The sequence below is a fragment of the Robertmurraya korlensis NBRC 107688 genome, assembly GCF_001591645.1.
In the GTDB taxonomy this organism is placed as follows: Bacteria; Bacillota; Bacilli; order Bacillales; family Cytobacillaceae; genus Robertmurraya_A.
This window is the reverse complement of record NZ_BCVH01000002.1, coordinates 210,655-236,212: the sequence shown is the minus strand read 5'-3', so window position 1 is coordinate 236,212 and position 25,558 is coordinate 210,655. Positions and strand designations below refer to the sequence as shown.

Below are 25,558 nucleotides of genomic sequence, written 5' to 3'. Positions count from 1 at the left end.
GTTAATAGGAGTTTTTTATTTGGTTTTCTAAGATCGCCTTTTATAGGCGATTTTTTTGTTGTAGGACAACTTTTACCTCCCATAGAAATAGAATAGGAGGAATTTAAATTGTCATGAATTATTCACTATATTATAATCAAGATGAGTAATCAGAAATTTCTATACAATTTCTATGTAGGAGGGATGGAGAATGAGTGAACAACGGCCATGGTTAGTTAATTACCCTGAGGAGATACCGGCTACCTTAACGTATAAGTCAGAACCCGTTCAAACATATTTGACGAACGCCGCAAGGGAGTTTCCGAATAAGTCGGCCATTCATTTTATGGGTAAAGAATTGAGCTATGAAACAGTCCATGAACATGCTTGTAAACTAGCTAGCTATTTACAAGGACTTGGTTTAGAAAAAGGTGACCGGGTCGCAATGATGCTTCCAAATTGTCCCCAGGCTGTTATCACGTACTACGGAATCTTACTAGCTGGAGGAGTTGTTGTTCCAACAAACCCGTTGTACACAGAAAGAGAAATAGAATATCAAATGAAGGATTCGGGTGCAAAAGCCATTGTCACATTAGATATTTTATTTCCACGTGTAAGCAAAGTATTCACCCAAACCAACTTGGAACACATAATTGTAACCGCTATCAAAGATTATCTACCCTTCCCGAAAAATCTCATCTATCCATTTATCCAAAAGAAACAATACGGAATTACCGTGTCTGTTAAGCACGAGGGCTGTCATCACCTACTTACAGAAATTATTAAGCATTCAACTAAAGAGATAAAAAGCTTTACAGTCGATTTTGAAGAGGATCTTGCCATAATTCAATATACGGGTGGAACAACTGGGGCTCCCAAGGGGGTCATGTTAACCCACAAGAATCTTGTTTCAAATACAGCGATGAGTAACGCTTGGTTATATAAATGCAAACGAGGGGAAGAAATCATATTAGCGATTATCCCATTTTTCCACGTGTATGGAATGACAGCTGTTATGATTCTTTCGGTAATGCAAGGGCAAAAAATGGTCTTGCTTCCGAAGTTTGATCCAGAACAAACCTTAAAAACGATAGAAAAACAACGTCCAACTTTATTCCCAGGAGCACCAACCATCTATATTGGATTGTTAAATCACCCTGACCTTTCCAAATACGATCTTTCATCCATTGATTCATGTATCTCAGGCTCCGCTCCACTCCCAGTCGAGGTACAGGAGAAATTCGAAGAAATTACGGGTGGGAAGCTAGTTGAAGGCTATGGACTGACAGAATCATCTCCAGTGACTCATTCCAATTTTTTATGGGACCGCCCTAGAATAAAGGGGAGTATTGGGGTACCTTGGCCAGATACGGATGCGGTTGTATTATCCTTAGAAACGGGAGAACCATTACCACCTGGAGAGATTGGTGAAATTGTCGTAAAGGGTCCTCAAGTCATGAAGGGCTATTGGAACAAGCCTGAAGAGACCGATCAGGTATTGAGAAACGGTTGGCTTCTTACTGGTGACTTGGGGTATATGAATGAAGAAGGTTATTTCTTTGTGGTCGACCGAAAAAAGGATATGATTATCGCTGGAGGATTTAATATTTATCCGCGAGAAATTGAAGAAATAATATATGAGCATCCTAGTGTTCAAGAGGTTGTTGTTGCTGGCGTTCCAGACCCTTATAGGGGGGAGACGGTAAAAGCATATATTGTGTTAAAGGAGGGGTCTTCAACAAACGAGGAAGAGTTGAATTCCTTTGCAAGAAAACATCTTGCAGCCTATAAAGTTCCTAGGGTGTATGAGTTTCGTTCAGAGCTTCCAAAAACAGCTGTAGGGAAAATTCTAAGAAGAGCTTTAGTCGAGGAGGAAAAAATGAAAAAAGAGGACAATGAACAGAAACAGGCTTAAGTTGCTATAGCCGACTCGTCGGCTGTTTATTTTTGTGAAACCAGGCTTGTACACTCGATTTTGTTATGGCATGATAGTAATGCAAATAATACGTGAAATCCTTGACAGAAAGTCGGTTTCCATCTATTATGAATTTATGAATGATGATTCATTCATAAGTGCAAACCTTCTTGAAAGGAGGGGTATGATTTTGAAAAAAGACAAACCAAAATATAGACAGATTATTGACGCCGCTGTTATTGTGATAGCAGAAAATGGATACCATCAAGCTCAAGTATCTAAAATTGCAAAACAAGCGGGAGTTGCTGATGGTACCATCTATTTATATTTTAAAAATAAAGAGGATATCCTCATTTCTCTTTTCCAAGAAAAAATGGGGGCTTTTATAGAAAAAATAGAAGAGAAGATAGAGGGAAAGCAATCCGCAGCAGAAAAATTATTACTTATGATTGAAATGCATTTTAATATGCTTTCAGTGGATCGTCATTTAGCCATTGTTACGCAGCTAGAGTTGCGACAATCAAATAAAGACCTTCGTTTAAAAATAAATGAAGTGTTAAAAGGTTATTTAGAGGTTGTCGACAATATACTTATTGAAGGAAGAGATTCTGGCGAATTTTCACAGGAGCTTGATATACGTCTTGCTAGGCAGATGATCTTTGGAACAATGGATGAGACGGTTACTACTTGGGTAATGAATGAGCAAAAGTATGACTTAACAGCACTGGCAAAACCGGTTCATAAACTTTTAATCAATGGGTGTGGCAAGAGATAATCATTTTTTAAGAATGAGGGGGAAGACTTATGGCTTTTTTGCATTGGTCTCACGAAGAGTTCATTGCAACAATTAAAATGGAACGTCCTCCAGCAAATGCGTTATCATCTCAGGTGTTAAAAGAATTATCGGGTATTCTTGATGAAATTGAGTTTCATCAGGATATCCGAGTCATCCTATTACGTGGTGAAGGAAGGTTCTTTTCGGCAGGGGCAGATATTAAAGAATTTACAACCATTTCAACAGGAGAGGATTTTGGTAGTCTTTCCACTCTTGGTCAAGATTTATTTGAACGGATGGAGCGATTCCCAAAACCAATTATCGCTGTCATTCATGGGGCAGCTTTAGGAGGGGGGCTTGAGCTAGCGATGGCCTGTCATTTCCGGTTAGTTACGGAGAATGCAAAGCTTGGGTTACCGGAGCTTCAACTAGGATTAGTACCTGGATTTGCGGGTTCGCAAAGATTGCCAAGATATGTAGGAACAGCTAAAGCAGCAGAAATGCTATTTACAAGTGATCCTATCACGGGAGTGGAAGCAGTTCAACACGGACTAGCTAATCACGCCTATCCTGAGGAAGAGTTGTTAGAAAAAGCCTATACAATGGCTAAAAAAATTGCCAAAAAGAGCCCTATTGCACTTAGTGCGGCGATTGAACTCCTTAATTATGGAAAAACTAATGAGTTTTATTCTGGGGTAAAAAGAGAAGTTGAGCTATTTGAGAAGGTATTCCTGTCTAAGGATGGGCAGGAAGGAATATTGGCCTTCCTCGAAAAAAGAGAGCCAAAGTTTACGGGAAGATGAAGTCAAAACTCACAGCAGAAGCTTGGTGGGTTTCCTTTATCAAATGAATTTTCCCAATCTTTAGAACCAATTAAATCTTTAGATATATATAGGAGGGGAACTTATGAATATCTATGTTTTGTTAAAGAGAACGTTTGATACTGAAGAAAAAATAACGATTGCTGGCGGCAAAATCAACGAGGACGGTGCTGAATTTATCATTAATCCGTATGATGAATATGCAGTGGAAGAAGCGATTCAAGTTCGTGATGCACATGGTGGGGAAGTAACCGTAATATCTGTTGGAAATGAAGAATCGGAAAAACAGCTTCGTACAGCTCTAGCGATGGGAGCTGATAAAGCCGTACTAGTAAATATTGAAGACGATGTAGAAGCATCTGATCAATATACAACAGCAAAAATAATCACTCAATACTTAAAAGATCAAGAAGTCGATTTAATCATTGCTGGAAATGTAGCTATTGACGGTGGATCAGGTCAGGTTGGCCCACGTGTGGCAGAATCACTTAAAATCCCTTATGTTACCACAATTACTAAGCTAGAGATTGAGGGGACGAAAGTAACTGTTATTCGTGATGTTGAAGGTGATTCTGAAGTAATTGAAACAACCCTTCCACTGTTAGTAACTGCGCAACAAGGATTAAATGAGCCAAGATACCCTTCTTTACCAGGCATCATGAAGGCAAAGAAAAAACCGCTTGAGGAATTAGAATTAGACGACCTTGACCTAGAAGAGGACGATGTAGAGGCTAAGACAAAGACGATTGAAATTTACCTGCCACCAAAAAAAGAAGCAGGTAAGCTTTTAACAGGTGACTTACATGATCAAGTGAAAGAACTTGTCACTCTACTTCATACAGAAGCAAAGGTTGTGTAAACATTCCAAACATACGGAAATAAATTTGCAGGAGGGAACTTGTATGGCGAGAAAAGTGTTGGTGTTAGGGGAAGTTAGAGATGGTACATTACGTAACGTGTCTTTTGAAGCGTTGTCTGCAGGCAAGACAATTGCTGAAGGTGGAGAAGTGGTCGGTGTTTTAGTTGGCGAAAGTGTAAGCGCTTTAGGACAAGAGCTAATCCAATATGGTGCAAACCGAGTCGTAGTTGTTGAACATGCCAAACTGGGTCAATATACATCTGATGGGTATTCACAAGCATTATGGGCTGTTATTGAGGAAGAAAAGCCAGAAGGAATTGTCTTTGGACACACGGCCCTTGGGAAAGATCTCTCACCTAGGATAGCTGGAAAATTGAATTCGGGCTTAATTTCAGATGCTACAGCAATTGAAGTAGCCGGTGGGAATGTTGTATTTACAAGACCCATCTACTCTGGTAAAGCTTTTGAGAAAAAGATCGTAACAGATGGAATTATTTTTGCAACGATCCGACCAAATAACATATCTGCTCTTCAGAAGGATGATTCACTATCTGGGGAAGTTCATTCATTAACAGTTGACATAAAGGATTTACGCGCCATTATTAAAGAGGTGGTACGTAAAGCGAGTGAGGGAGTAGATCTTTCAGAAGCAAAGGTTGTTATTGCAGGGGGCCGTGGTGTAAAGAGTGAAGAAGGCTTTGAACCTCTAAAAGAACTGGCTAACATACTTGGTGGAGCAGTAGGAGCATCAAGGGGCGCATGTGATGCTGAGTACTGTGATTACTCCCTACAAATAGGTCAAACAGGAAAAGTGGTAACACCAGACCTTTATATTGCTTGCGGCATTTCAGGAGCAATTCAGCATTTAGCTGGCATGTCCAATTCAAAGGTAATTGTTGCGATTAATAAAGATCCAGAGGCAAATATTTTTAAAGTGGCTGACTATGGAATTGTGGGAGATTTGTTTGAAGTTGTCCCACTATTAACAGAGGAATTTAAAAAATTAAAAATCAATGCTTAATGGCAATGAGCGGTTTAAGAGAGCCGCTCTTTCCTTTTTCACGAAGGCATACCTCGAATATCCTTTCACTAAATGGGCAAATTACATAAGAAAACAACTGCGAGACATATTATTAGCATCGTCTGAAAAACGATGATATACTGACGTTAGTATTTTACTACTAAAAGCAATCGAGACATATTTCTCGAAGCAATACTTAAGGAGGCATGAAAATGGCTATTTCAAACGCTACAGATCAAAACTTTTCAACTGAAACTGGTACTGGCCTAGTGCTTGCAGATTTTTGGGCTCCATGGTGTGGTCCTTGTAAGATGATTGCTCCAGTTCTTCAAGAGCTTGATTCAGAAATGGGAGACAAAGTCAAAATCGTTAAAATCGATGTTGACGAAAACCAAGAAACTGCAGCGAAGTTTGGTGTGATGAGCATCCCAACACTTCTTATCATGAAAGATGGAGAAGTAATCGATAAAGTTGTCGGCTTCCAACCGAAAGAAGCTTTGGAAGAGCGTTTAAACTCTCATCTATAAAATGAATGAAGACCACTCGTCCTGAGTGGTTTTTTCTTTTCCAATTGGCTCCTACTATTTATCCCCTCAAAAAAACTTTATAATACAATCAGAGTGTTTTTTGCAGATTGGAGGTGTCCCTTTTGAATGAGATGATAAAAAATAAACTTGCCCTATTGCCAGATCAACCTGGCTGTTATTTAATGAAGGATCGGCAAGGTACAATTATATATGTTGGTAAAGCAAAAGTATTAAAGAATCGTGTTCGGTCTTACTTTACTGGGTCTCATGATGGAAAAACGCAAAGGCTTGTTTCAGAGATAGAGGACTTCGAATATATTGTTACATCTTCCAATATTGAAGCACTTATTCTAGAGTTGAATTTAATAAAGAAATATGATCCTAAGTACAATGTGATGTTAAAGGACGATAAAACATATCCTTTTATAAAATTAACTGCGGAAAGACATCCCCGCCTTATTACAACCCGAAAGGTAAAAAAGGACAAGGGGAAATATTTTGGTCCATACCCAAATGTGTCTGCTGCTAATGAAACAAAAAAACTTTTGGACAGGATTTATCCTTTAAGAAAATGCTCCACATTGCCTGATAGAGTATGTTTATATTACCATCTTGGGCAATGCTTAGCCCCGTGTGTAAAGGAAGTAAAGGAAGCAACCTACAAAGAACTTGTAGAGGAAATCACAAAGTTCTTAAATGGCGGTTACAAGGATATTAAGAAGGATCTCACACTGAAAATGCAAGCTGCTGCAGAAGAGCTTGACTTCGAAAGAGCAAAGGATTTTCGAGATAAAATAGCGCATATTGAAGCAACCATGGAAAAACAAAAAATGACAACAACTGATTTTACTGACCGTGATGTGTTTGGGTATTCGGTTGATAAGGGTTGGATGTGTGTTCAAGTATTTTTCGTCCGCCAAGGGAAGCTTATTGAAAGAGACATTTCCATGTTCCCTATTTATGGAGAAGCGGAAGAGGAGTTTTTAACGTTCTTAGGTCAATTTTATGATCAATCGAATCACTTTAAGCCAAAGGAGATTTTGTTACGTGATGAAGTTGACCTAGAATTGGCAGAACAACTCCTACAAACAAAGGTATTGCAGCCTAAACGTGGTCAGAAAAAGGACCTAGTGGAGTTAGCGATAAAAAATGCGAGCATTGCACTAAAAGAAAAATTTTCACTCGTTGAGCGGGATGAAGAAAGAACCATAAAAGCTGTGGAACAACTAGGTGAACAGCTAGGCATTTATACCCCTCATCGAATTGAAGCATTTGATAACTCCAATATCCAAGGAACAGATCCAGTTTCTGCAATGGTAGTTTTTATTGATGGCAAGCCATCAAAAAGAGAGTACCGAAAATACAAAATCAAATCTGTTGTTGGGCCTGATGATTATGAATCAATGAGAGAGGTCACGAGAAGGCGTTATTCTCGTGTGCTTAAAGAAGATCTTCCTCTACCTGATCTGATCATGATCGATGGTGGAAAAGGTCATGTGGAAGCGGTAAGAGATATTTTAGAAAACGAACTTGGTCTTAATATTCCGATTACTGGTCTGGTAAAAGACGATAAACATAGAACCTCGCAGCTATTATACGGGAAGCCACTAGAGGTTGTACCACTCGAAAGAAATAGTCAGGAATTTTATTTACTCCAGAGAATTCAAGATGAAGTACATCGTTTTGCGATTACATTTCATAGGCAGCTTCGAGGGAAATCGGTATTTCAGTCGATTTTGGATGACGTCCCTGGAATCGGTGAGAAAAGGAAGAAACAATTATTAAAAGCCTTTGGGTCAGTTAAAAAAATGAAGGAAGCAAGCAAAGAGGACTTTTTATCGATTGGACTTCCCCAAAATACAATTGAACTGCTTATGAAAAAATTACAAGAATAGCATTGTCGCCACTAAAAGGCTGTGCTATAATTAGGAAAATTTTATATAATCACTTAAATCGTTAAGTGAAGGTAGAGGTGCGAACACCAAAAGTACCAGCTTTGAGAATGCTGAGATTCAATGAGAAGCTGTGAAAGGGGATGTTCGCCGAAGTGGATAGGTCTCTGAATTACCATATCTGCTGGTCCTGTATTGAATAAATACTGGATTGTCAAGACAACTATGTCTTGGAGAGCTATCTCACTGTGTATAAGTCCGTATTTATTTACGTTCGTTCACGCAGCCATGAGATATCTCTCATGGCTTTTTTGTATTCACAAAATAGCCCATGATAGAGATGAAAAGAAAGTAGGGGAATAAAATGGGATTGGTTGTACAAAAGTTTGGTGGTACTTCGGTAGGAAATGTAGATCGTATTAAACACGTGGCCGAACGAGTAATTGAAGAAAAAATGCGAGGGAATGACGTGGTCGTCGTTGTGTCTGCAATGGGGAAAACAACAGACGAATTAGTGCGACTAGCAAATCAAATCTCAAGCCGTCCAAGTAAGCGTGAAATGGATGTGCTGCTTACGACTGGAGAGCAAGTTACAATAGCTTTATTGTCGATGGTGTTAATAGAAAAAGGATACGAAGCGATTTCCTTTACGGGGTGGCAAGCCGGAATTGAAACCGAGGCAGTTCATGGAAATGCAAGGATTTTACACATTAATACTAGTAAAATACAAACCGAGCTACATAAAGGGAAAATAGTAGTTGTTGCGGGCTTCCAAGGAATTGCCATAGATGGAGCTGTGTCAACTCTTGGTAGAGGTGGATCCGACACAACGGCAGTGGCATTAGCAGCTGCATTAAAAGCAGACAAATGCGATATTTATACCGATGTAACAGGGGTGTTTACAACTGATCCACGTTACGTAAGGGATGCAAGAAAACTGAAATCTGTTTCTTACGATGAAATGTTAGAGTTAGCGAACTTAGGTGCTGGAGTATTACATCCAAGGGCCGTTGAATATGCGAAAAATTACGCAGTGCCACTTGAAGTACGATCAAGTATGGAGCGAGAAAATGGAACGATAATTGAGGAGGAAGTATCAATGGAGCAAAGCTTAGTTGTGCGTGGTGTTGCCTTTGAAGATGAAATTACGAGAGTGAGTGTTTTAGGACTTCCAAATGGATTGACGAATCTGTCAACTATTTTTACTATTTTGGCTAAAAATCACTTGAATGTTGACATAATTATTCAGAGTATGACGAACGAATCAACGACGAATCTTTCTTTTTCTATAAAGAGTTCTGATCTTGACGAAACGATGGCTGTTCTAAAGGCTAATAAAGAATCCCTGAAGTTTGAAGGCATTGAGGCGGAGCCAAAACTTGCAAAAGTATCGATTGTAGGCTCTGGAATGATTTCTAATCCTGGAGTTGCGGCAGAAATGTTTGAAGTCCTTGCCGCCGAGGGCATTCAGGTAAAGATGGTGAGTACTTCTGAAATTAAGGTTTCAACAGTAATAGAGGAATCACAGATGCTTCGGGCAGTTGAAGCACTTCATGAGGCTTTTGAATTGGCCGGAAAATCTGTAAAAGCATAGACAAAACGTAAGTCGATGAAATGTGAGATAAAAAATAAAAAGCTTTCATAAAAATATGAAAGCTTTTTATTGTATACATACTACTTAGATAGAATCTTTTTTGTCCCAGCGTACAGTGAAGGAAACAATAGCGAGCTTTTTTTTCGGGTGTTCATATGTTTCTGTAATCACTTCTTTTTGGTTCTCGATTTGTTGAGCTAAGAATCCCGCTTCCAGTTGGAATTGACAGTCTGGATGCTCTTTAAAACGAGTTTTAATCAGGTCACTCGATAATTCAAATTCGAGTTCGTGCTTTTTTTCTGATTTAAGTTGTAGAGTGCCCCAACCTGCCTGTTGGAAAAAAGTAATCATATCTTCGACCGACTGCAATGGATATTTTCTGGCTAATACCTTACCTGCCCAATATAAAATAGATGCAGATTCTCTTCCAAGTAAATCTGGAAGAAGCACTTCTCTCAATAATTCATACCCAAAGGCTGGTACAAGTGCAGGATCGGTGGCCGAAATAGTTTTTTCTAATTTCAATTCACTCAAAAGATGTCCCCCACTTTCTATTATTCTATTATATACATTTTCCGGGGAAATACGCATGAAAACAAAAAAAAGAGATTTAAATAATATTTACAATAATTGTTATATCAATATAAAGGTATACGAAGTAAAATGGTTCTATATTAGGGTTTAGAGTAATATCAATATATTAAAAATATTTTGTATATATAGAGCATTTTATGTATCCGTTTTCTTGACGCTCTTTCATGTTGGGAGTAAAATGAACATGTCACATAATTGTAAAAATTATTGTATAAAAACGGAGATTCTTATGTTTGTCCGTTTAATTTTTAAGGGGGGTAAAGTTCATGGCAGGAAACCGAGAGTTTTTTTATCGAAGATTACACTCGCTGCTTGGAGTCATTCCAGTTGGTCTATTTCTTGTGCAGCATCTTGTAGTCAATCATTTTGCAACTGGGGGGGAAGAATCATTTAACAAGGCATCTCATTTTATGGAAAGTTTGCCGTTTCGTTATGTTTTAGAAACGTTTGTGATTTTTTTACCTTTATTATTCCACGCAATTTATGGTCTTTATATTGCATTCACAGCTAAAAATAATACGAGTAATTATGGGTTTTTCCGTAATTGGATGTTCATGCTTCAACGTATATCCGGAGTAGTCACACTGGTATTCGTAACATGGCATGTTTGGGAAACTAGAATTGCAGCAGCATTTGGTGCAGAGGTTAACTTCGATATGATGGAAAGCATTCTTTCCAATCCATTTATGCTATGGTTTTATATCATCGGTGTAATTTCAACCACTTTCCACTTTGCTAATGGACTATGGTCGTTCTTTGTAAGTTGGGGAATTACTGTTACACCACGGTCTCAACTTATTTCAACTTATGTTACATTAGGGGTTTTTATCGCCCTTTCAATTGTTGGTGTGCGCGCAATTATTGCATTTATTTAATAGGTTGTAATTTTCATAGAAATGAACGGGATATACTTTGATATTAGTTAGGGAGTGACTCACGATGGGAAAAGGAAAGGTGATCGTAGTCGGCGGCGGTCTAGCTGGCTTAATGGCAACAATTAAAGTTGCGGAAGCAGGGAGTCCGGTCGAATTATTTTCATTAGTTCCAGTAAAACGTTCGCACTCTGTTTGTGCCCAAGGCGGAATTAACGGAGCGGTAAATACAAAAGGTGAAGGTGACTCTCCATGGGAGCACTTTGATGATACAGTATACGGCGGTGACTTTTTAGCGAACCAACCACCGGTTAAAGCGATGACAGAAGCAGCCCCAGGAATTATCCACTTGCTTGACCGTATGGGCGTTATGTTCAACCGTACACCAGAAGGTCTTTTGGACTTCCGACGTTTTGGTGGAACACAGCATCACCGTACGGCTTTTGCTGGAGCAACAACAGGACAACAACTTTTATATGCTCTAGATGAGCAAGTACGCCGTCATGAAGTTGCTGGGTTAGTAACGAAATATGAAGGTTGGGAATTCCTAGGTTCTGTTATTGATGATGAGGGGATTTGCCGAGGGGTTGTTGCTCAGAATCTCACATCAATGGAAATAAAGTCATTTGCAGCAGACGCTGTTATTTTGGCTACTGGCGGTCCTGGAATTATCTTTGGTAAGTCAACAAATTCGGTGATTAACACAGGGTCAGCAGCGTCAATTGCATACCAACAGGGTGTGTATTATGCAAATGGTGAGTTTATTCAAATTCATCCAACCGCTATTCCTGGTGACGATAAATTGAGACTTATGAGTGAGTCTGCACGTGGGGAAGGTGGACGAGTCTGGACGTATAAGGATGGGAAGCCTTGGTATTTCTTAGAGGAGAAGTATCCTGCTTACGGAAATCTTGTACCACGTGATATCGCCACTCGTGAAATTTTTCACGTCTGTGTTGACTTGAAGCTTGGAATTAACGGAGAAAACATGGTTTATTTAGATCTTTCTCACAAGGATCCAAAGGAACTAGACATTAAGCTCGGTGGTATTATCGAAATCTATGAAAAATTCATGGGTGACGATCCTAGAAAAGTTCCTATGAAGATTTTCCCTGCTGTCCACTACTCAATGGGAGGTCTTTGGGTAGATTATGATCAAATGACAAATATTCCTGGATTATTTGCTGCTGGTGAGTGTGATTATTCTCAGCACGGAGCCAATCGCCTTGGTGCGAACTCCTTACTATCAGCTATCTATGGAGGAATGGTTGCTGGTCCGAAGGCGCTTGAATATATTAGTGGCTTAAGCAAAAATGTTGATTCTATTTCTTCTTCTGTATTTGATCGTTCTGTAAAAGAAGAAGAGCAAAAGTGGAATAAGATCATGTCACTAGATGGTAATGAAAATGCTTATGTTCTTCATAAAGAGCTTGGTGAGTGGATGACAGATAATGTAACCGTTGTTCGCCACAACGATAAACTATTAAAAACAGACGAGAAAATCGTAGAGTTATTGGAGCGCTATGAAAAAATTAATATTAACGATACGGCGAAGTGGAGCAATCAAGGCGCCATCTTCACACGTCAGCTTCAAAATATGCTTCAGCTAGCAAGAGTAATTACTATTGGTGCTTATAACCGAAATGAGAGCCGAGGCGCACATTATAAACCAGAATTCCCAGAGCGTAATGATGAGGAGTTCTTAAAGACTACAATGGCTCGATTTGTGGATGCAAAATCAGCACCACACTTCCATTATGAAGAGGTTGACACAGGCTTAATTGCTCCAAGAAAGAGAGACTATTCTAAGAAGAAAGGGGATAATTAAATATGTCTGAAAATAGAACAGTAGTTTTTAAGATTATGAGACAGGATAGTCCTGACACGGCCCCTTACGAAGAAGAATTCGAGTTAGACTATCGTCCGAATATGAATGTCATTTCCGCTTTAATGGAAATTCGTAGAAACCCTGTAAATAAGCAAGGAAAACAAACTACTCCAATCACTTGGGATATGAACTGCCTAGAGGAAGTTTGTGGTGCTTGTTCAATGGTGATAAATGGAAAACCTAGACAATCTTGTACAGCACTAATCGATCAGCTAGAACAACCGATACGTTTAGAGCCAATGAGAACCTTCCCTGTTGTTCGTGATCTACAGGTTGACCGCAGTCGTATGTTTGACTCTTTAAAGAAAGTAAAAGCTTGGATTCCAATTGACGGCACATATGATCTTGGACCTGGTCCACGTATGCCGGAAAGAAAACGTCAATGGGCATATGAGCTATCCAAATGTATGACATGTGGTGTTTGCTTAGAGGCTTGCCCGAATGTAAACAGCAAATCAAATTTTATCGGTCCTGCACCTCTTTCACAAGTTCGTTTATTCAATGCGCATCCAACGGGTGAGATGAATAAAGCAGAACGTTTAGATGCCATTATGGGTGATGGTGGACTGGCTAATTGTGGTAATTCACAAAACTGTGTCCAATCTTGTCCAAAGGGCATCCCTTTAACAACATCTATTGCTGCTTTAAATAGAGACACAACGTTCCAAGCATTTAAAAACTTCTTCGGAAGCGATCAAGTATAAGTAAATACCTCCAGAAACCCCTTTGTAAATCAAAGGGGTTTTCTAGTTTGTCAAAAGAGGGACCCACTTGTATAATTAAAGAATGAATATTCATTCATTTTTATATAAAGGGGGATTTTTATGAAAAAGGTCAGCTATATCCAAGATTTTGCAACTTGGGAACAAGGTTTCACTTATGCTAACAAAATAAAAGTTCGCTTTTCTGAAACTGATATGTTTGGACATATGAACAATACTGTTCCATTTGCATATTTTGAAGAATCCAGGATTGAATTTTTTAAGCATATTGGACTAATGCAAGATTGGGTGCGAAAAGAAAGTACAACAATTCCAATTGTTGCTGATCTACAGTGCGATTTTTTAAGTCAGGTATTTTTTGACGATATTCTTGATATCTTTGTAAAAATTGAATCGGTTGGAAAAACATCTATTGACCTTCATTACCTAGGAAAGAAGCAAAACGGGGCTGTCTGTTTTGTGGGTAGAGGAACGATGGTGCAAATGTGTAAACATACTGGAAAGGGAGTTCTTTGGACTGAAGAAACAAGGAGTAAGTTTACACAATCGATCAAAATATTATCATAAAAAGTTTATGAAAATAAAAATGCTTTCTTTCAAGAATATAGTCACTACAATCACCTGTAGCACATAAGATATGGTGACTAAATATATACCCATCCCGCTGTTCATAGCTGGCGAAGGCAAGGAGGGTTACAATACTTGAAAGAGAATGAATATACTCACAAGCCGTTACTCACCAAACGTGAAAGAGAAGTGTTCGAACTGTTGGTACAAGACAAAACAACAAAAGAGATCGCAGGAGAACTTTTCATAAGTGAAAAAACGGTTCGTAACCACATTTCGAATGCCATGCAAAAGCTTGGTGTTAAGGGGCGATCACAAGCTGTTGTAGAGCTCCTTCGAATGGGAGAGCTAGAACTATAATTCTAGACCGGCTTTCATCATGGAAGCCGGTTTACAATTTTTCCAAAATAAATTCATCAAATACATTTCTATACTTCCTTCTTGAATTTTAGCGAGAAAAAGGTGAAAATAGTTTAAAAGGTTAGATATGATTAAATAAAAGTCATAATCTGAACTCTCAAATAGGGGTTGTGTATTTATGAAAGTGGAAGAAACAAAAGAGATAGAGATTTTTGCAGATATTGAAAAAGACTTGCGTTATATTGCTGGTATTATCAAGCAAAAGGGTAGAGAAATTTTAAGTAATTATACAATTACTCCACCACAGTTTGTCGCTCTTCAATGGTTATTTGAAGAGGGAGATATGACGATTGGTGAGCTTTCAAATAAAATGTTTCTCGCATGTAGCACGACAACGGACCTTGTTGACAGAATGGAAAAAAACGAGCTTGTTATGCGTGTGAAGGACCCAAATGATCGCCGTGTGGTTCGTATTCACTTGCTAGAAGAAGGGGAGCGAATTATTGACGAAGTGATTAAAAAAAGACAGGTATACTTACAGGAAGTTCTAGTTAACTTTTCTAGCGAGGAAGTAATTCTCCTGAAAAACAACTTAATGAAATTACATCATGAAATGAAAGAAGAATGAGGCGAGAGGCTTGAATCAACCGATAGGAGTTATTGACTCTGGAGTTGGCGGATTAACTGTTGCGAAGGAAATTATGCGCCAACTGCCAAATGAGCAAATCCTCTATGTAGGAGACACCGCAAGATGCCCATATGGCCCGAGAAGCGGTGAAGAGGTAAAGAAATTCACATGGCAAATGACGAATTTCTTAGTAAATAAAGGGATAAAGATGTTAGTGATCGCATGTAACACTGCGACAGCCGTTGCCTTGGAGGAAATTCAAAATGAACTTTCAATCCCCGTTGTTGGTGTGATTTATCCAGGAGCTAGAACAGCAATTAAGGTAACAAAAAACCACCAAATTGGGGTCATAGGGACTGTCGGAACGATTAAGAGCAATGCATACGAGATGGCCTTGAAAACCATTAATAAGAAATGTAAGGTTACTAGTCTTGCTTGTCCCAAGTTTGTTCCACTCGTTGAAAGTGGAGAAGTTGATGGACCTCTTGTGAAAAAAGTGGTAGCGGAGACGCTAGCACCGATTAAAAATAAGGGTCTTGATACACTGATTTTAGGTTGTACACATTATCCATTGCTTGAAAAAATCATAAAGAAAACGATGGGAACTACTGTGTCTGTTATTAGCTCCGGTGAAGAAACGGCCCGTGAGGTAAGTACGATTCTTTTTTATAATGGTTGGCTTACGACAAATAGGGACGAGCCCAAGCATCAGTTTTATACGACTGGATCAAAGCCTATTTTTAAACGAATCGCTACTAGCTGGTTACACACAGGTGAACTGTCTGTAGAAACGATTAAACTATCTTAAGGAAAGTCTCCATATTGGGAGGCTTTTTTTATTTTTTTCTACTAATCGGTCTATTTTTTAAAAAGGCTCGTATACATGTAGTACAAACTGTCTTGGAGGGATTATGGATGTCAAAGCATAAAAGTACGACAATTGTATCAGCAGTCATTGTATCGTCCGTTTTATTATCAGGATGTGGTTTACTAGGAGGAGAGAAGAAGGAACAAATCGATCCTCCAAAAACAGTCACCTATACAGAAGATAATGGAACGGCAAAAGTAGTTGAAACGTCAGCTACAGAAAAGAATAGTGAAGAAGTGGCAGAAACTGGTGTCATGACCGAACTATATTTAGTAGATAAAAATGGCTATGTTGTACCACAAACAATCGATCTTCCGAAAACGGAGTCTGTGGCCAAGCAGGCGGTAGAGTATCTTGTACAGAATGGACCAGTAACAGAATTATTACCTAATGGTTTTGCTGCGGTAATCCCTGCCGATACCACATTATCTGTAGATATAAAGGATAAAGTGGCAACGGTAAACTTCTCAAAAGAATTTAAAAATTATAAGCCAGAAGACGAAATGAAAATCGTTCAATCAGTTACTTGGACGTTAACTCAATTTGACTCTATTGATAAAGTTAAATTAAAAATGAATGGTCATGAACTAACAGAGATGCCTGTGAATGGCCTAGCGCTATCTAAGAGTGGTTTGACAAGGGATAGTGGGATCAATATGGATACTTCAGAAGTTGTTGATATTACTAATACAAGAGCATTAACGGTGTATTATCTAGGTGGAGAAGAGGGCTCCTACTACTATGTACCAGTTACAAAGCGGATTAGTAATAAAGAAAGCGATAATATTAGTGCGGTAGTAGAAGAGCTTGCCAAAGGACCTACTTATTCATCTAATTTGTTAAGTGAGTTTGTTTCCGATGTGGCGCTCTTGGATAAGCCAGTTGTGGAAGATGGAAAAGTAACCTTAAACTTTAATGAATCAATTTTTAATAAAGCGGAAGATAAAATTGTTTCTGAACATATTTTAAACTCCCTCGTTCTATCTTTAACTGAACAAAAAGGCATTGAAAGCGTAGCTGTTACCGTAAATGGAAAGGCTGAGCTTGTAAATGATAAGGGAGAAAAGCTTTCCGAACCTGTGACTCGCCCAGAAAATGTGAATACAGGTAGTTTTTAATAAATTGTTTTTTGATATACTATATAATGACCAAGTTGAGGAGGCCGGTTATCCGCCTCTTCTTTATTTGGATTTCTACCAATATAAAGTGAGTCTTTTAAAGGAGGAAATATAGTGAGGACTGATGGTCGTCAGGCATCTGAGATACGCCCTATACATATTGATACTGAATATCTTATCCACCCAGAAGGCTCCGTACTAATTACTGTTGGTGATACAAAGGTAATATGTACGGCCAGTATAGAGGAGCGCGTCCCTCCCTTTATGAGAGGAGAAGGGAAAGGATGGATTACGGCTGAGTATTCCATGCTTCCAAGGGCTACACAAACTAGAAACATTCGTGAGTCATCAAAAGGTAAGGTATCAGGAAGAACAATGGAAATTCAGAGGTTGATTGGAAGAGCATTAAGATCAGTCGTTGACCTAGAAGCAATTGGCGAAAGAACGGTATGGATCGACTGTGATGTCATTCAAGCAGATGGTGGAACTAGGACTGCTTCCATAACAGGAGCGTTTGTTGCTATGGCCCATGCTCTGAATAAATTGCATAAAGATAGAAAGCTTTCAAGATATCCAGTCGTTGATTTCCTAGCGGCGACGAGTGTAGGAATACTTGAGAACAAGGAAGTTGTACTGGATCTCAACTATATCGAAGATTCTGCAGCACAAGTAGATATGAATGTTGTGATGACAGGTAATGGTGAATTTGTTGAACTCCAAGGAACCGGTGAAGAGTCTACATTCTCTTACAATGAACTTCAGGACCTGTTAAAAATAGCGCAAAGTGGAATAACTGAGCTATTCGAAGAGCAAAAGAGTGTATTAGGTGAAGCGGTTGTTCAGAAAATTGAAGAAGCAAGGGATAAAAAAGGTGTGAAATAATGAAAGAAGTCATAATAGCAACAAAGAATAGTGGCAAGGCGAAGGAATTCGTTAGGATGTTTGAGCCTCTCGGGTTTCAAGTAAAAACGCTCCTTGATTACGAGGAAATTGAGGATATAGAAGAGAGCGGTACGACCTTTGAAGAGAATGCGATCATAAAGGCAGAAACCGTTTCTAAGCAATTGAATCGTGCAGTTATAGCTGATGATTCGGGTCTAGTTATTGATGCGTTGGGCGGCAAACCAGGTGTGTACTCTGCACGTTATGCAGGGGAACAAAAAAGTGATGAAGACAATATGGAAAAAGTGTTGCGTGAGCTAAAAGGAATCGATCCTTCTAAACGAACGGCTCGTTTTTATTGTGCGTTAGCACTTGCTGTCCCTGGTCAGAAAACAATCACTGTAAATGGTACTTGTGAGGGTGTGATTCTTGATGAGAAGAGGGGAACGCATGGCTTTGGGTATGACCCTATCTTCTTTGTAAAGGAAAGAAATAAAGCGATGGCAGAGCTTTTACCTGAGGAAAAAAGCAAGATCAGCCATCGTGCTGTAGCCTTGAGTAATTTAGCAAAGCTACTACCAGAAGTGTTAAAGGGAGAGTAAAAGCATATGTCAAAGGTGCTTATTGTAAGTGATAGTCACGGGTTTACAGACGAATTGATTGAATTAAAAAATCGACATACAGATGTCGAAACATTTATTCATTGTGGGGATTCTGAGCTTTCAAGAAATGATGAGGCGATTGACCAATTCGTAGTTGTAAGGGGAAACTGTGATTTCGAGTCGCACTTCCATTATGATGAGATCATTGATGTTGGGGGAACGAAATTCTTAGTGACTCATGGCCATCTATATAATGTGAAATCAACTTTGATGAACTTAAAATTTAAAGCAGAAGAAATGAATGCTAATATCGTTTGCTTTGGTCATTCTCATCTTTTAGGAATTGAAAAGATTAATAATCGTTTGTTTATTAATCCTGGGAGTTTAAGACTTCCTAGAGGACGTAAGGAGCGGACATATGTTGTTCTAAACTTTAAAGAACAGGAAGTCTATTTTCATGTATATGATTTTGACGGAGGAGAATTAGAACAACTTAGACAAAGCTTTAGTCTTCACAAATAAACATTTTCATCATATACTATTCAAAGGAGAGCGCTCTCCTTTGAATAGAAAATAATAAATATTTATTTAAAGTGTTGACTTTTTGTTGTAAGCCTAATATAATAAAAAATGTCCTAAAAAAACATGTCCCAGTAGCTCAGCCGGATAGAGCATACGCCTTCTAAGCGTACGGTCGGGAGTTCGAATCTCTCCTGGGACGCCATATACACACCAATTATACATATTACGCTATAGAAGATGACCGTGTCATAACTATAGCGTTTTTTCTATTTCAATATAATTTCTGTTAACAAAGTATTTGATAAAAAAGACAGTTCCTGTGTAAGGAATTGTCTTTTTTTATGTAAAGCATTGGTGTGTTGAAGTGAATCTTTTGTCAGAAAATATCACAATATTTCTAACAATTGTAACTAATTTTAACATTCTATATATTGAAAAAATTTATACATAATAGTATACTTTCTTTCAAGAAGGACGGATACTCAGTCTATTTTTTTCTAAGGCGATCGGGGGGTGTGTTGATGTCAGGTATGAAGTTGTTAGAAGTTAGTGGATTAAAAACCTATTTTTACTTAGATAATAAAGCAGTTGCAAAAGCCGTTGATGGAGTAGATTTTTATATCAGGCCTGGGGAAACAGTTGCTCTCGTTGGGGAATCAGGGAGTGGAAAGAGTATCACATCCCTTTCTATAATGAAGCTAATTAATAAGCCAGGGAAAATTCAAGATGGTCAAATTTATTTTGGTGGCAAGGACCTCGTTGAGCTTACCGATAAACAAATGACGAACGTCCGTGGTAAGGATATCGGAATGATCTTTCAAGAGCCGATGACCGCGTTAAACCCAGTTTTTACAATTGGTAATCAAATTATAGAGACCCTCATTCGCCACAAAAAAATGACCAAAAATGAGGCTAAATTACGAGCAATTGAACTCCTGAAAGTAGTTGGTTTTCCACGTGCAGAGGAAACGATGAAGGAATACCCGCATCAACTTTCGGGTGGGATGCGTCAGCGTGCTATGATTGCGATTGCGATTTCCTGTGATCCGAAACTTTTGATTGCTGATGAACCGACAACAGCTCTTGACGTGACCATACAAGCCCAAATTTTAGATCTAATGGATGAAATGAAAAAGAAATTTAACATGGCTGTTTTGTTAATCACACATGATTTAGGTGTAGTGGCTGAATATGCAGACCGAATCATGGTTATGTATGGCGGACAAATTGTTGAAGAAACAACCATTGAAAAGCTATTTCTCACGCCAAAACATCCGTATACAATCGGTCTCCTTGAAAGTTTGCCGAGTTTAGAAAAGGAAGTTGATCGACTTGGTGCGATTAAAGGCACTGTTCCTCCTGCACATCGTTTTCCTGTTGGTTGCCGGTTCTCAGATCGCTGTCCAAAGGTGATGAGTAAATGCCGGGATGCTAATCCGTCTATAATTGAAACAGACCCAGAAGAAAGTCATCGCGTCCGATGTTACCTGTATGAATAGGGGGAGTGTGAAATTGTCAGTTATTGAAAAGGAAACGAGGATACATACAGACCAAGATTACATACTACAAGCAAATAATATTAAGAAGTACTTTCCAATAAAGGGTGGAATCCTAAAGCATACAATTGGACATGTCAAAGCGGTTGATGATGTTAGTCTAAGTGTGTTGAGGGGAGAAACACTAGGTATCGTTGGTGAGTCTGGCTCTGGGAAGTCCACACTTGGGAGGGTTTTGCTGCGTTTAATGGACCCTACTGCAGGACAAATCGTTTTTGAGGATCAAGATATAACAAAAATGAAATACCGGAAGCTTCGGCCCATTCGAAGAGATATGCAAATTGTTTTCCAAGACCCGTTTGCTTCACTAAATCCCAAAATGAGCGTGTCTGAATTGATTGAAGAACCATTAATTGTTCAAACAAGCTTAACAAAGGCAGAACGAAAAGAAAAGACAGTTAGTCTTTTAGAAAAGGTTGGTCTTCGGTCAGAAGATCGATTTAAGTATCCACACGAATTTTCTGGTGGACAAAGACAGCGTATTAGTATTGCAAGAGCATTAACGTTAAATCCAAAATTTGTTATTTGTGACGAACCAGTCTCTGCCTTGGATGTTTCCATTCAAGCACAGGTATTAAACCTGATGGCCGATTTACAGGACGAATTTAACTTAACTTATTTATTTATCGCTCATGACTTAAGCGTAGTAAAACACATAAGCGACAGGGTTGCAGTCATGTACTTAGGTCGCATTGCAGAAATTGCGCCAAAGAAGAACCTCTACGATACTCCATTACATCCATACACACAAGCACTTCTATCAGCAGTCCCATCCACAGACATACTACACAAAAAAGAAAAAATCATTTTAAAAGGAGATCTACCAAGTCCTTCAGATCCACCGTCAGGTTGTGCTTTTCGAACTCGTTGTCCCATGGTTCATGACAAGTGCTCTGAGGTACGTCCAGAGCTAACTGAGGTGGGGAGTGGCCATCTTGTAGCCTGCCACCTTTATACAAACAAATAAGTGTATTTTGTTTATGCACTTAAGGAGGTGGTGCGCGGATAAATATTGGTTATTTTATACAGAGATGGTAAAAATTATAAGAGGGGTGAATGAAATGAAGTCAAAGAAAAGTTGGTTGATCATGCTATTGCTTATGTTTGTTTTTGGTGTACTGGCAGCTTGTTCAGGAAACAAGGAACCTGCATCATCAAATGAAGAAGGATCAAGTGACAAGGAGCCGGTTAGTGGGGGAACGGTAGTAGGGGCAATGGATACGGCACCAACAGGTTTATTTAACCCTATTTTTTACACGGAAGCATATGAATCTAATATATTATCATTTACGCATGAAGGGCTACTTACGCAAGACAAGAACCTTGACTTTATTCCAAATCTAGCGAAAGAGTGGTCATTCAATGATGATCAAACAGAAGTAACCTTTACATTAGATGAAAATGCAAAGTGGCATGATGGGGAACCGTTCACTGCTAATGACGTTGTATTTACTTATAAAACCATTGCTAGCCCTGGCTATGTAGAAGCGGGTGGAGTTCGTACGCAATACGTTGAAAGATTGCTAGGTTATGAGGACTTTTCGACAGGAAAAACTACTGATTTCCAAGGGGTTGTTGCTGTTGACGATCATACTGTTACGTTTAAGTTTGCTCAACCAAACGTATTAGCGCTATCCGATGCTAGCTTTATGATTATTCCAGAACATATTTTCAAAGACATTCCTATTGCTGAAATCCCGGAGGCTGGTGCTTCACGTAATCCTGGTGAAGTAATTGGTACTGGACCATTCCAATTTAGTGAAATGGTACAAGGTGAGCAATACGTACTTAAGAAATTTGCTGATTATTGGCAGGGTGAGCCTAAGCTTGATAGTGTCATTTGGAAGGTTGTTGACCAAGCCGTTATTTTAGGATTGCTTGAAAACGGTGAAATTGATTTCGTTGCCGATCCAAACGGTTTCCAAGCTGCTGACTATGAGACTGTTGATGCGCTTGAAAATGTTGAAATTATTGAGCAACCTGACTTTGGATACCAGACGATGGGTATGATGCATAATCATCGTTCTAAGGAAGACTCAGAAGCAGGGACAATTAATCCAGAAAATTGGACAGTTAACGAAAAGCTTAAAGACCAAAAAGTGCGTCAAGCAATTGCTTATGCTATTAACCGTCAAGGTTTGGTAGATGGTCTATTGTATGGACGTGGGATTGTTCAAAACTCCCCAATTGCAACACAATTCTGGGCGTATGACGATACCACACCAAATCAATATGAGTTTGATCCTGAAAAGGCGAAATCTTTACTGGATGAAGCTGGTTACAAGGATGTAAACGGAGATGGTTTCCGTGAAGATCCAAATGGTAAGGAATGGGTTCTTAATTTGAACTATCCACTAGGTAACCAGATTCGTGAGCGATCAGCTCCAATTATTGAAGAGTTCTTAGAAGAGGTAGGAATTAGCATTGACCTTCGTCAACCTAAGGAAGCTGCAGCTTATTTCGAGGATTTAGAGAAGAACAGCCAAGACTGGGATTTATATTTAATCGGCTGGAGCTTGGATAGTACAGATCCAGACCCAAGTGGATTATGGTCATCTATGGCAGGTTACAACTACTCTCGCTGGAATAATCCAGAAGCAGATCAGTTGCTAAAGGATGCATTCTCTCCTCCAGATGCATTTGAACAGGATTTCCGTAAACAAAAGTACAGTGAGTGGCAAGTGGAGTTCGGTGAAGATCTACCAAGCTTAATTCTTTATGCTGCGAATAGCTTATGGGCTCATAACAAGCGTCTTCAAGGAATCGACGTACTTCCATATTCGTTCTTAAATGATACTCATCTTTGGTACGTTACGGAATAACAAAAGTTGAATAAGAGAGAAGAGTGATCGGTGAATCTGCCGCGCTCTTTTCTTATTCTGTAAGAATGGGGGGGGAACGATGTATAAATACTTAATAAGAAGAGTACTCATATTCATTCCGATGCTTTTAGCTTTAACGATCATTGTTTTTGCTTTAATTCAAGCTGCACCAGGGGATCCGATCTCGGGAAAGATTTTTGACCCAAATATTGATCCAGAAGTATTTGAAAAGCAGAAGGAGGCTCTAGGCCTAAATGATCCTATTCATGTTCAGTACTGGAATTGGTTGAAAGATGTCATGCAGGGAGATTTCGGAAAGTCATTTATTTTTAAGGGGAGAGACGTATCTGACCTTATTGCCGAGAGAATAGGGAACACCTTCTATTTAGGAATCTTTACGCTATTTATTACTATCATTGTTTCAATCCCAATCGGGATATATTCAGCAAGAAAGCCATATTCCATTCTTGATTATGGTGCAACAACGTTCGGTTTTTTTGGATTAGCTGTTCCAAATTTCTTTTTCGGCTTAGTAGCTATCTATGTATTTTCTATTCAGCTAGGCTGGTTGCCTTCTCAAGGATCTGTTTCGAGCCCAGGGTTAACAGGGATTGAGCTATTCTTTAATAAGCTTCAACATTTAATTTTGCCGGGATTAACTCTTGGATTAGCTGGTACAGCCTCCTACATGAGATTCATGCGTTCAGAAGTATTAGACGTTCTTGGAAGCGACTATATTCGTACGGCGCGCGCAAAAGGGATGACGGATCGTAGTGTGTTATACAAACATACCTTGCGAAATGCACTAATTCCAATTATTACTCTATTAGGCTTTGAAATTGGGGCTTTGTTGAGTGGAGCGGTCATAACTGAGGGTGTATTTCAGTATCCAGGGATTGGAACATTGTTTTTAAGTTCTATTGGAAATCGTGATTATCCTGTCATTATGGCAATTAACTTAATGTTAGGATTTTTCATTCTCCTCGGGAATTTATTAGCTGATATTTTCTACAGTATTGTTGACCCACGAATCCGCTACGATTGAGGTGAGGAAGATGGAATTAAAACCACAGGAAGCGATGGAAACAAATATAGAGGTACCTATTAAACCGGAAAAAGGAAATAGCCCGTTTCAAATTGCATTAAAAAGATTCTTAAAAAATAAACTAGCTGTCATAGGTGTGTTTGTTTTACTAGCAATTATTTTAGCTGTAACTTTTGCACCGCTGTTAACAGAACACAGTCCAACGAAGTCGAATCTTCTATTAATCGAAAGACCACCTAGCGAAGAACACCCATTAGGGAACGATAGTTCAGGCCGTGATAATCTCTCAAGACTTCTATACGGAGGAAGAATTTCTCTTATTGTTGGTTTTAGTGCTATGATTTTTACCCTCATTATCGGGGTGACACTCGGTTCTATTGCTGGATATTATGGTGGAAAGATTGATGCAATTATCATGCGTGCAGCAGATATGATGCTCGTTTTACCCTTCCTTGTTCTTTGTTTAACGATTGTAGCCATATTGGAGAGAGTGAATGTTGGAATATTTGTAGCTATCATTGCGATCACTTCATGGCCAAACCTAACAAGAATTATTAGAGGTACATATTTATCGCTTCGAGAACAGGAGTTTGTTTTAGGAGCGAAAGCAATTGGTGCAAGTGATTTTAGAATAATTTTTAAGCATTTTATTCCCAATGCAATCGGTCCTATTGTTGTAAATGCAACATTAATGATGGCAACATATATTATTATCGAATCTGGACTTAGCTTTATCGGATTTGGAATTCCTCAGCCAACACCAACATGGGGAAATATGATTTCTGAGGCTCAAAGTTTACGTATACTACGAAATAGTCCGGAAGCTTGGATACCTCCAGGGCTAGCAATCTTAACGACTGTTCTATGTATTAATTTTATAGGAGATGGTTTACGAGACGCATTCGATCCTAAAAGTAATAGAAGATGAAACAAAGAGCCTCCTGAATCATTCAGAAGGCTTCTTTTATTTTTTTGCTAGAGAAGGAAAGAAAGATAATGTATTTTTTTAAAAAATTTTTAAAATTAGAAATTGTTATTATATCAACATTGTAAGCGTATACAACTAGATTGACTAATCTAAATTATCAAACAATTCGAAATAATGGGGTTGACGAGGTAATAAAATCGG

The 25,558-nt window shown here is 38.8% G+C and carries 25 protein-coding genes, 1 tRNA gene and 1 riboswitch; of the genes, 25 read left to right on the top strand and 1 reads right to left on the bottom strand.

The window, feature by feature from the left end; genetic code table 11:
• Positions 1-190: 190 nt before the first annotated feature.
• The 8 genes from BKO01S_RS06005 to BKO01S_RS05970 all read left to right on the top strand — a co-directional run bounded on the left by BKO01S_RS06005 (position 191) and on the right by BKO01S_RS05970 (position 9,383).
• Positions 191-1,894 carry a long-chain-fatty-acid--CoA ligase gene (locus BKO01S_RS06005; protein ID WP_066050278.1) on the top strand — a complete coding sequence of 568 codons (1,704 nt, stop codon included), beginning with the start codon at positions 191-193 and terminating at the stop codon, positions 1,892-1,894.
• A gap of 190 nt (positions 1,895-2,084) precedes the next feature.
• Positions 2,085-2,669, top strand: a complete 585-nt coding sequence (gene fadR, locus BKO01S_RS06000; protein WP_066050275.1) for a fatty acid metabolism transcriptional regulator FadR — start codon at positions 2,085-2,087, stop codon at positions 2,667-2,669.
• 29 nt (positions 2,670-2,698) lie between these two features.
• Complete coding sequence (locus BKO01S_RS05995) at positions 2,699-3,472, top strand: enoyl-CoA hydratase (protein WP_066050272.1); 774 nt, start codon at positions 2,699-2,701, stop codon at positions 3,470-3,472.
• 103 nt (positions 3,473-3,575) lie between these two features.
• Positions 3,576-4,349 (top strand): electron transfer flavoprotein subunit beta/FixA family protein, encoded by a 774-nt coding sequence (locus BKO01S_RS05990; RefSeq protein ID WP_066050268.1) that lies wholly within the window; start codon positions 3,576-3,578, stop codon positions 4,347-4,349.
• Between the two features lie 43 nt (positions 4,350-4,392).
• Positions 4,393-5,370, top strand: coding sequence for an electron transfer flavoprotein subunit alpha/FixB family protein (locus tag BKO01S_RS05985; RefSeq protein ID WP_066050265.1), 978 nt, complete (start codon positions 4,393-4,395; stop codon positions 5,368-5,370).
• Positions 5,371-5,582: 212 nt separating this feature from the next.
• The gene (gene trxA / locus BKO01S_RS05980) at positions 5,583-5,897 is read left to right on the top strand and encodes a thioredoxin (RefSeq protein WP_066050262.1); all 315 of its coding nucleotides are present in this window, start codon (positions 5,583-5,585) and stop codon (positions 5,895-5,897) included.
• A 122-nt stretch (positions 5,898-6,019) separates the two neighbouring features.
• A complete protein-coding gene (gene uvrC / locus BKO01S_RS05975) occupies positions 6,020-7,792 on the top strand; it encodes an excinuclease ABC subunit UvrC (protein ID WP_066050259.1) in 1,773 nt (590 codons plus the stop codon).
• Between the two features lie 64 nt (positions 7,793-7,856).
• A riboswitch (Lysine riboswitch) is annotated at positions 7,857-8,038 on the top strand.
• A 115-nt stretch (positions 8,039-8,153) separates the two neighbouring features.
• Complete coding sequence (locus BKO01S_RS05970) at positions 8,154-9,383, top strand: aspartate kinase (RefSeq protein WP_066050253.1); 1,230 nt, start codon at positions 8,154-8,156, stop codon at positions 9,381-9,383.
• Between the two features lie 84 nt (positions 9,384-9,467).
• Here BKO01S_RS05970 and BKO01S_RS05965 read toward each other — a convergent pair whose 3' ends face one another.
• Positions 9,468-9,917: a YslB family protein gene (locus BKO01S_RS05965; protein ID WP_066050250.1), complete on the bottom strand. Its 450-nt coding sequence runs from the start codon at positions 9,915-9,917 to the stop codon at positions 9,468-9,470.
• A 326-nt stretch (positions 9,918-10,243) separates the two neighbouring features.
• Between BKO01S_RS05965 and BKO01S_RS05960 the strand changes: the two genes are divergently transcribed.
• The 17 genes from BKO01S_RS05960 to opp4C all read left to right on the top strand — a co-directional run bounded on the left by BKO01S_RS05960 (position 10,244) and on the right by opp4C (position 25,357).
• Positions 10,244-10,852, top strand: a complete 609-nt coding sequence (locus BKO01S_RS05960; protein WP_066050245.1) for a succinate dehydrogenase cytochrome b558 subunit — start codon at positions 10,244-10,246, stop codon at positions 10,850-10,852.
• A 64-nt stretch (positions 10,853-10,916) separates the two neighbouring features.
• Positions 10,917-12,677 carry a succinate dehydrogenase flavoprotein subunit gene (sdhA, locus tag BKO01S_RS05955; protein WP_066050242.1) on the top strand — a complete coding sequence of 587 codons (1,761 nt, stop codon included), beginning with the start codon at positions 10,917-10,919 and terminating at the stop codon, positions 12,675-12,677.
• A gap of 2 nt (positions 12,678-12,679) precedes the next feature.
• On the top strand, positions 12,680-13,441 hold the full coding sequence (sdhB, locus tag BKO01S_RS05950) for a succinate dehydrogenase iron-sulfur subunit (protein WP_066050241.1): 762 nt from the start codon (positions 12,680-12,682) through the stop codon (positions 13,439-13,441).
• Between the two features lie 120 nt (positions 13,442-13,561).
• On the top strand, positions 13,562-14,026 hold the full coding sequence (locus BKO01S_RS05945; RefSeq protein WP_066050238.1) for an acyl-CoA thioesterase: 465 nt from the start codon (positions 13,562-13,564) through the stop codon (positions 14,024-14,026).
• 135 nt (positions 14,027-14,161) lie between these two features.
• Complete coding sequence (gene gerE / locus BKO01S_RS05940) at positions 14,162-14,386, top strand: spore germination transcription factor GerE (RefSeq protein WP_009796032.1); 225 nt, start codon at positions 14,162-14,164, stop codon at positions 14,384-14,386.
• Positions 14,387-14,564: 178 nt separating this feature from the next.
• Positions 14,565-15,014 carry a MarR family winged helix-turn-helix transcriptional regulator gene (locus BKO01S_RS05935; RefSeq protein ID WP_066050235.1) on the top strand — a complete coding sequence of 150 codons (450 nt, stop codon included), beginning with the start codon at positions 14,565-14,567 and terminating at the stop codon, positions 15,012-15,014.
• 10 nt (positions 15,015-15,024) lie between these two features.
• Positions 15,025-15,822, top strand: a complete 798-nt coding sequence (racE, locus tag BKO01S_RS05930; RefSeq protein ID WP_066050230.1) for a glutamate racemase — start codon at positions 15,025-15,027, stop codon at positions 15,820-15,822.
• A gap of 107 nt (positions 15,823-15,929) precedes the next feature.
• Complete coding sequence (locus tag BKO01S_RS05925; protein WP_066050228.1) at positions 15,930-17,000, top strand: GerMN domain-containing protein; 1,071 nt, start codon at positions 15,930-15,932, stop codon at positions 16,998-17,000.
• 114 nt (positions 17,001-17,114) lie between these two features.
• Positions 17,115-17,882: a ribonuclease PH gene (rph, locus tag BKO01S_RS05920; RefSeq protein ID WP_066050224.1), complete on the top strand. Its 768-nt coding sequence runs from the start codon at positions 17,115-17,117 to the stop codon at positions 17,880-17,882.
• Positions 17,882-18,484 (top strand): XTP/dITP diphosphatase, encoded by a 603-nt coding sequence (locus BKO01S_RS05915; RefSeq protein WP_066050221.1) that lies wholly within the window; start codon positions 17,882-17,884, stop codon positions 18,482-18,484. The genes rph and BKO01S_RS05915 overlap by 1 nt, the downstream gene beginning before the upstream one ends.
• A gap of 6 nt (positions 18,485-18,490) precedes the next feature.
• Positions 18,491-19,006 (top strand): metallophosphoesterase, encoded by a 516-nt coding sequence (locus BKO01S_RS05910; protein WP_066050218.1) that lies wholly within the window; start codon positions 18,491-18,493, stop codon positions 19,004-19,006.
• Positions 19,007-19,131: 125 nt separating this feature from the next.
• Positions 19,132-19,208 (top strand) — tRNA-Arg (locus BKO01S_RS05905).
• Positions 19,209-19,527: 319 nt separating this feature from the next.
• Positions 19,528-20,505: an ABC transporter ATP-binding protein gene (locus BKO01S_RS05900; protein WP_066050215.1), complete on the top strand. Its 978-nt coding sequence runs from the start codon at positions 19,528-19,530 to the stop codon at positions 20,503-20,505.
• Between the two features lie 13 nt (positions 20,506-20,518).
• Positions 20,519-21,529, top strand: coding sequence for an ABC transporter ATP-binding protein (locus tag BKO01S_RS05895; RefSeq protein WP_269748497.1), 1,011 nt, complete (start codon positions 20,519-20,521; stop codon positions 21,527-21,529).
• Positions 21,530-21,623: 94 nt separating this feature from the next.
• Positions 21,624-23,384 (top strand): peptide-binding protein, encoded by a 1,761-nt coding sequence (locus tag BKO01S_RS05890; RefSeq protein WP_066050210.1) that lies wholly within the window; start codon positions 21,624-21,626, stop codon positions 23,382-23,384.
• Positions 23,385-23,463: 79 nt separating this feature from the next.
• Positions 23,464-24,429 (top strand): ABC transporter permease, encoded by a 966-nt coding sequence (locus BKO01S_RS05885; RefSeq protein ID WP_066050207.1) that lies wholly within the window; start codon positions 23,464-23,466, stop codon positions 24,427-24,429.
• Between the two features lie 10 nt (positions 24,430-24,439).
• Positions 24,440-25,357 carry an oligopeptide ABC transporter permease gene (gene opp4C, locus BKO01S_RS05880; RefSeq protein ID WP_066050204.1) on the top strand — a complete coding sequence of 306 codons (918 nt, stop codon included), beginning with the start codon at positions 24,440-24,442 and terminating at the stop codon, positions 25,355-25,357.
• The last annotated feature ends 201 nt before the right edge of the window (positions 25,358-25,558 follow it).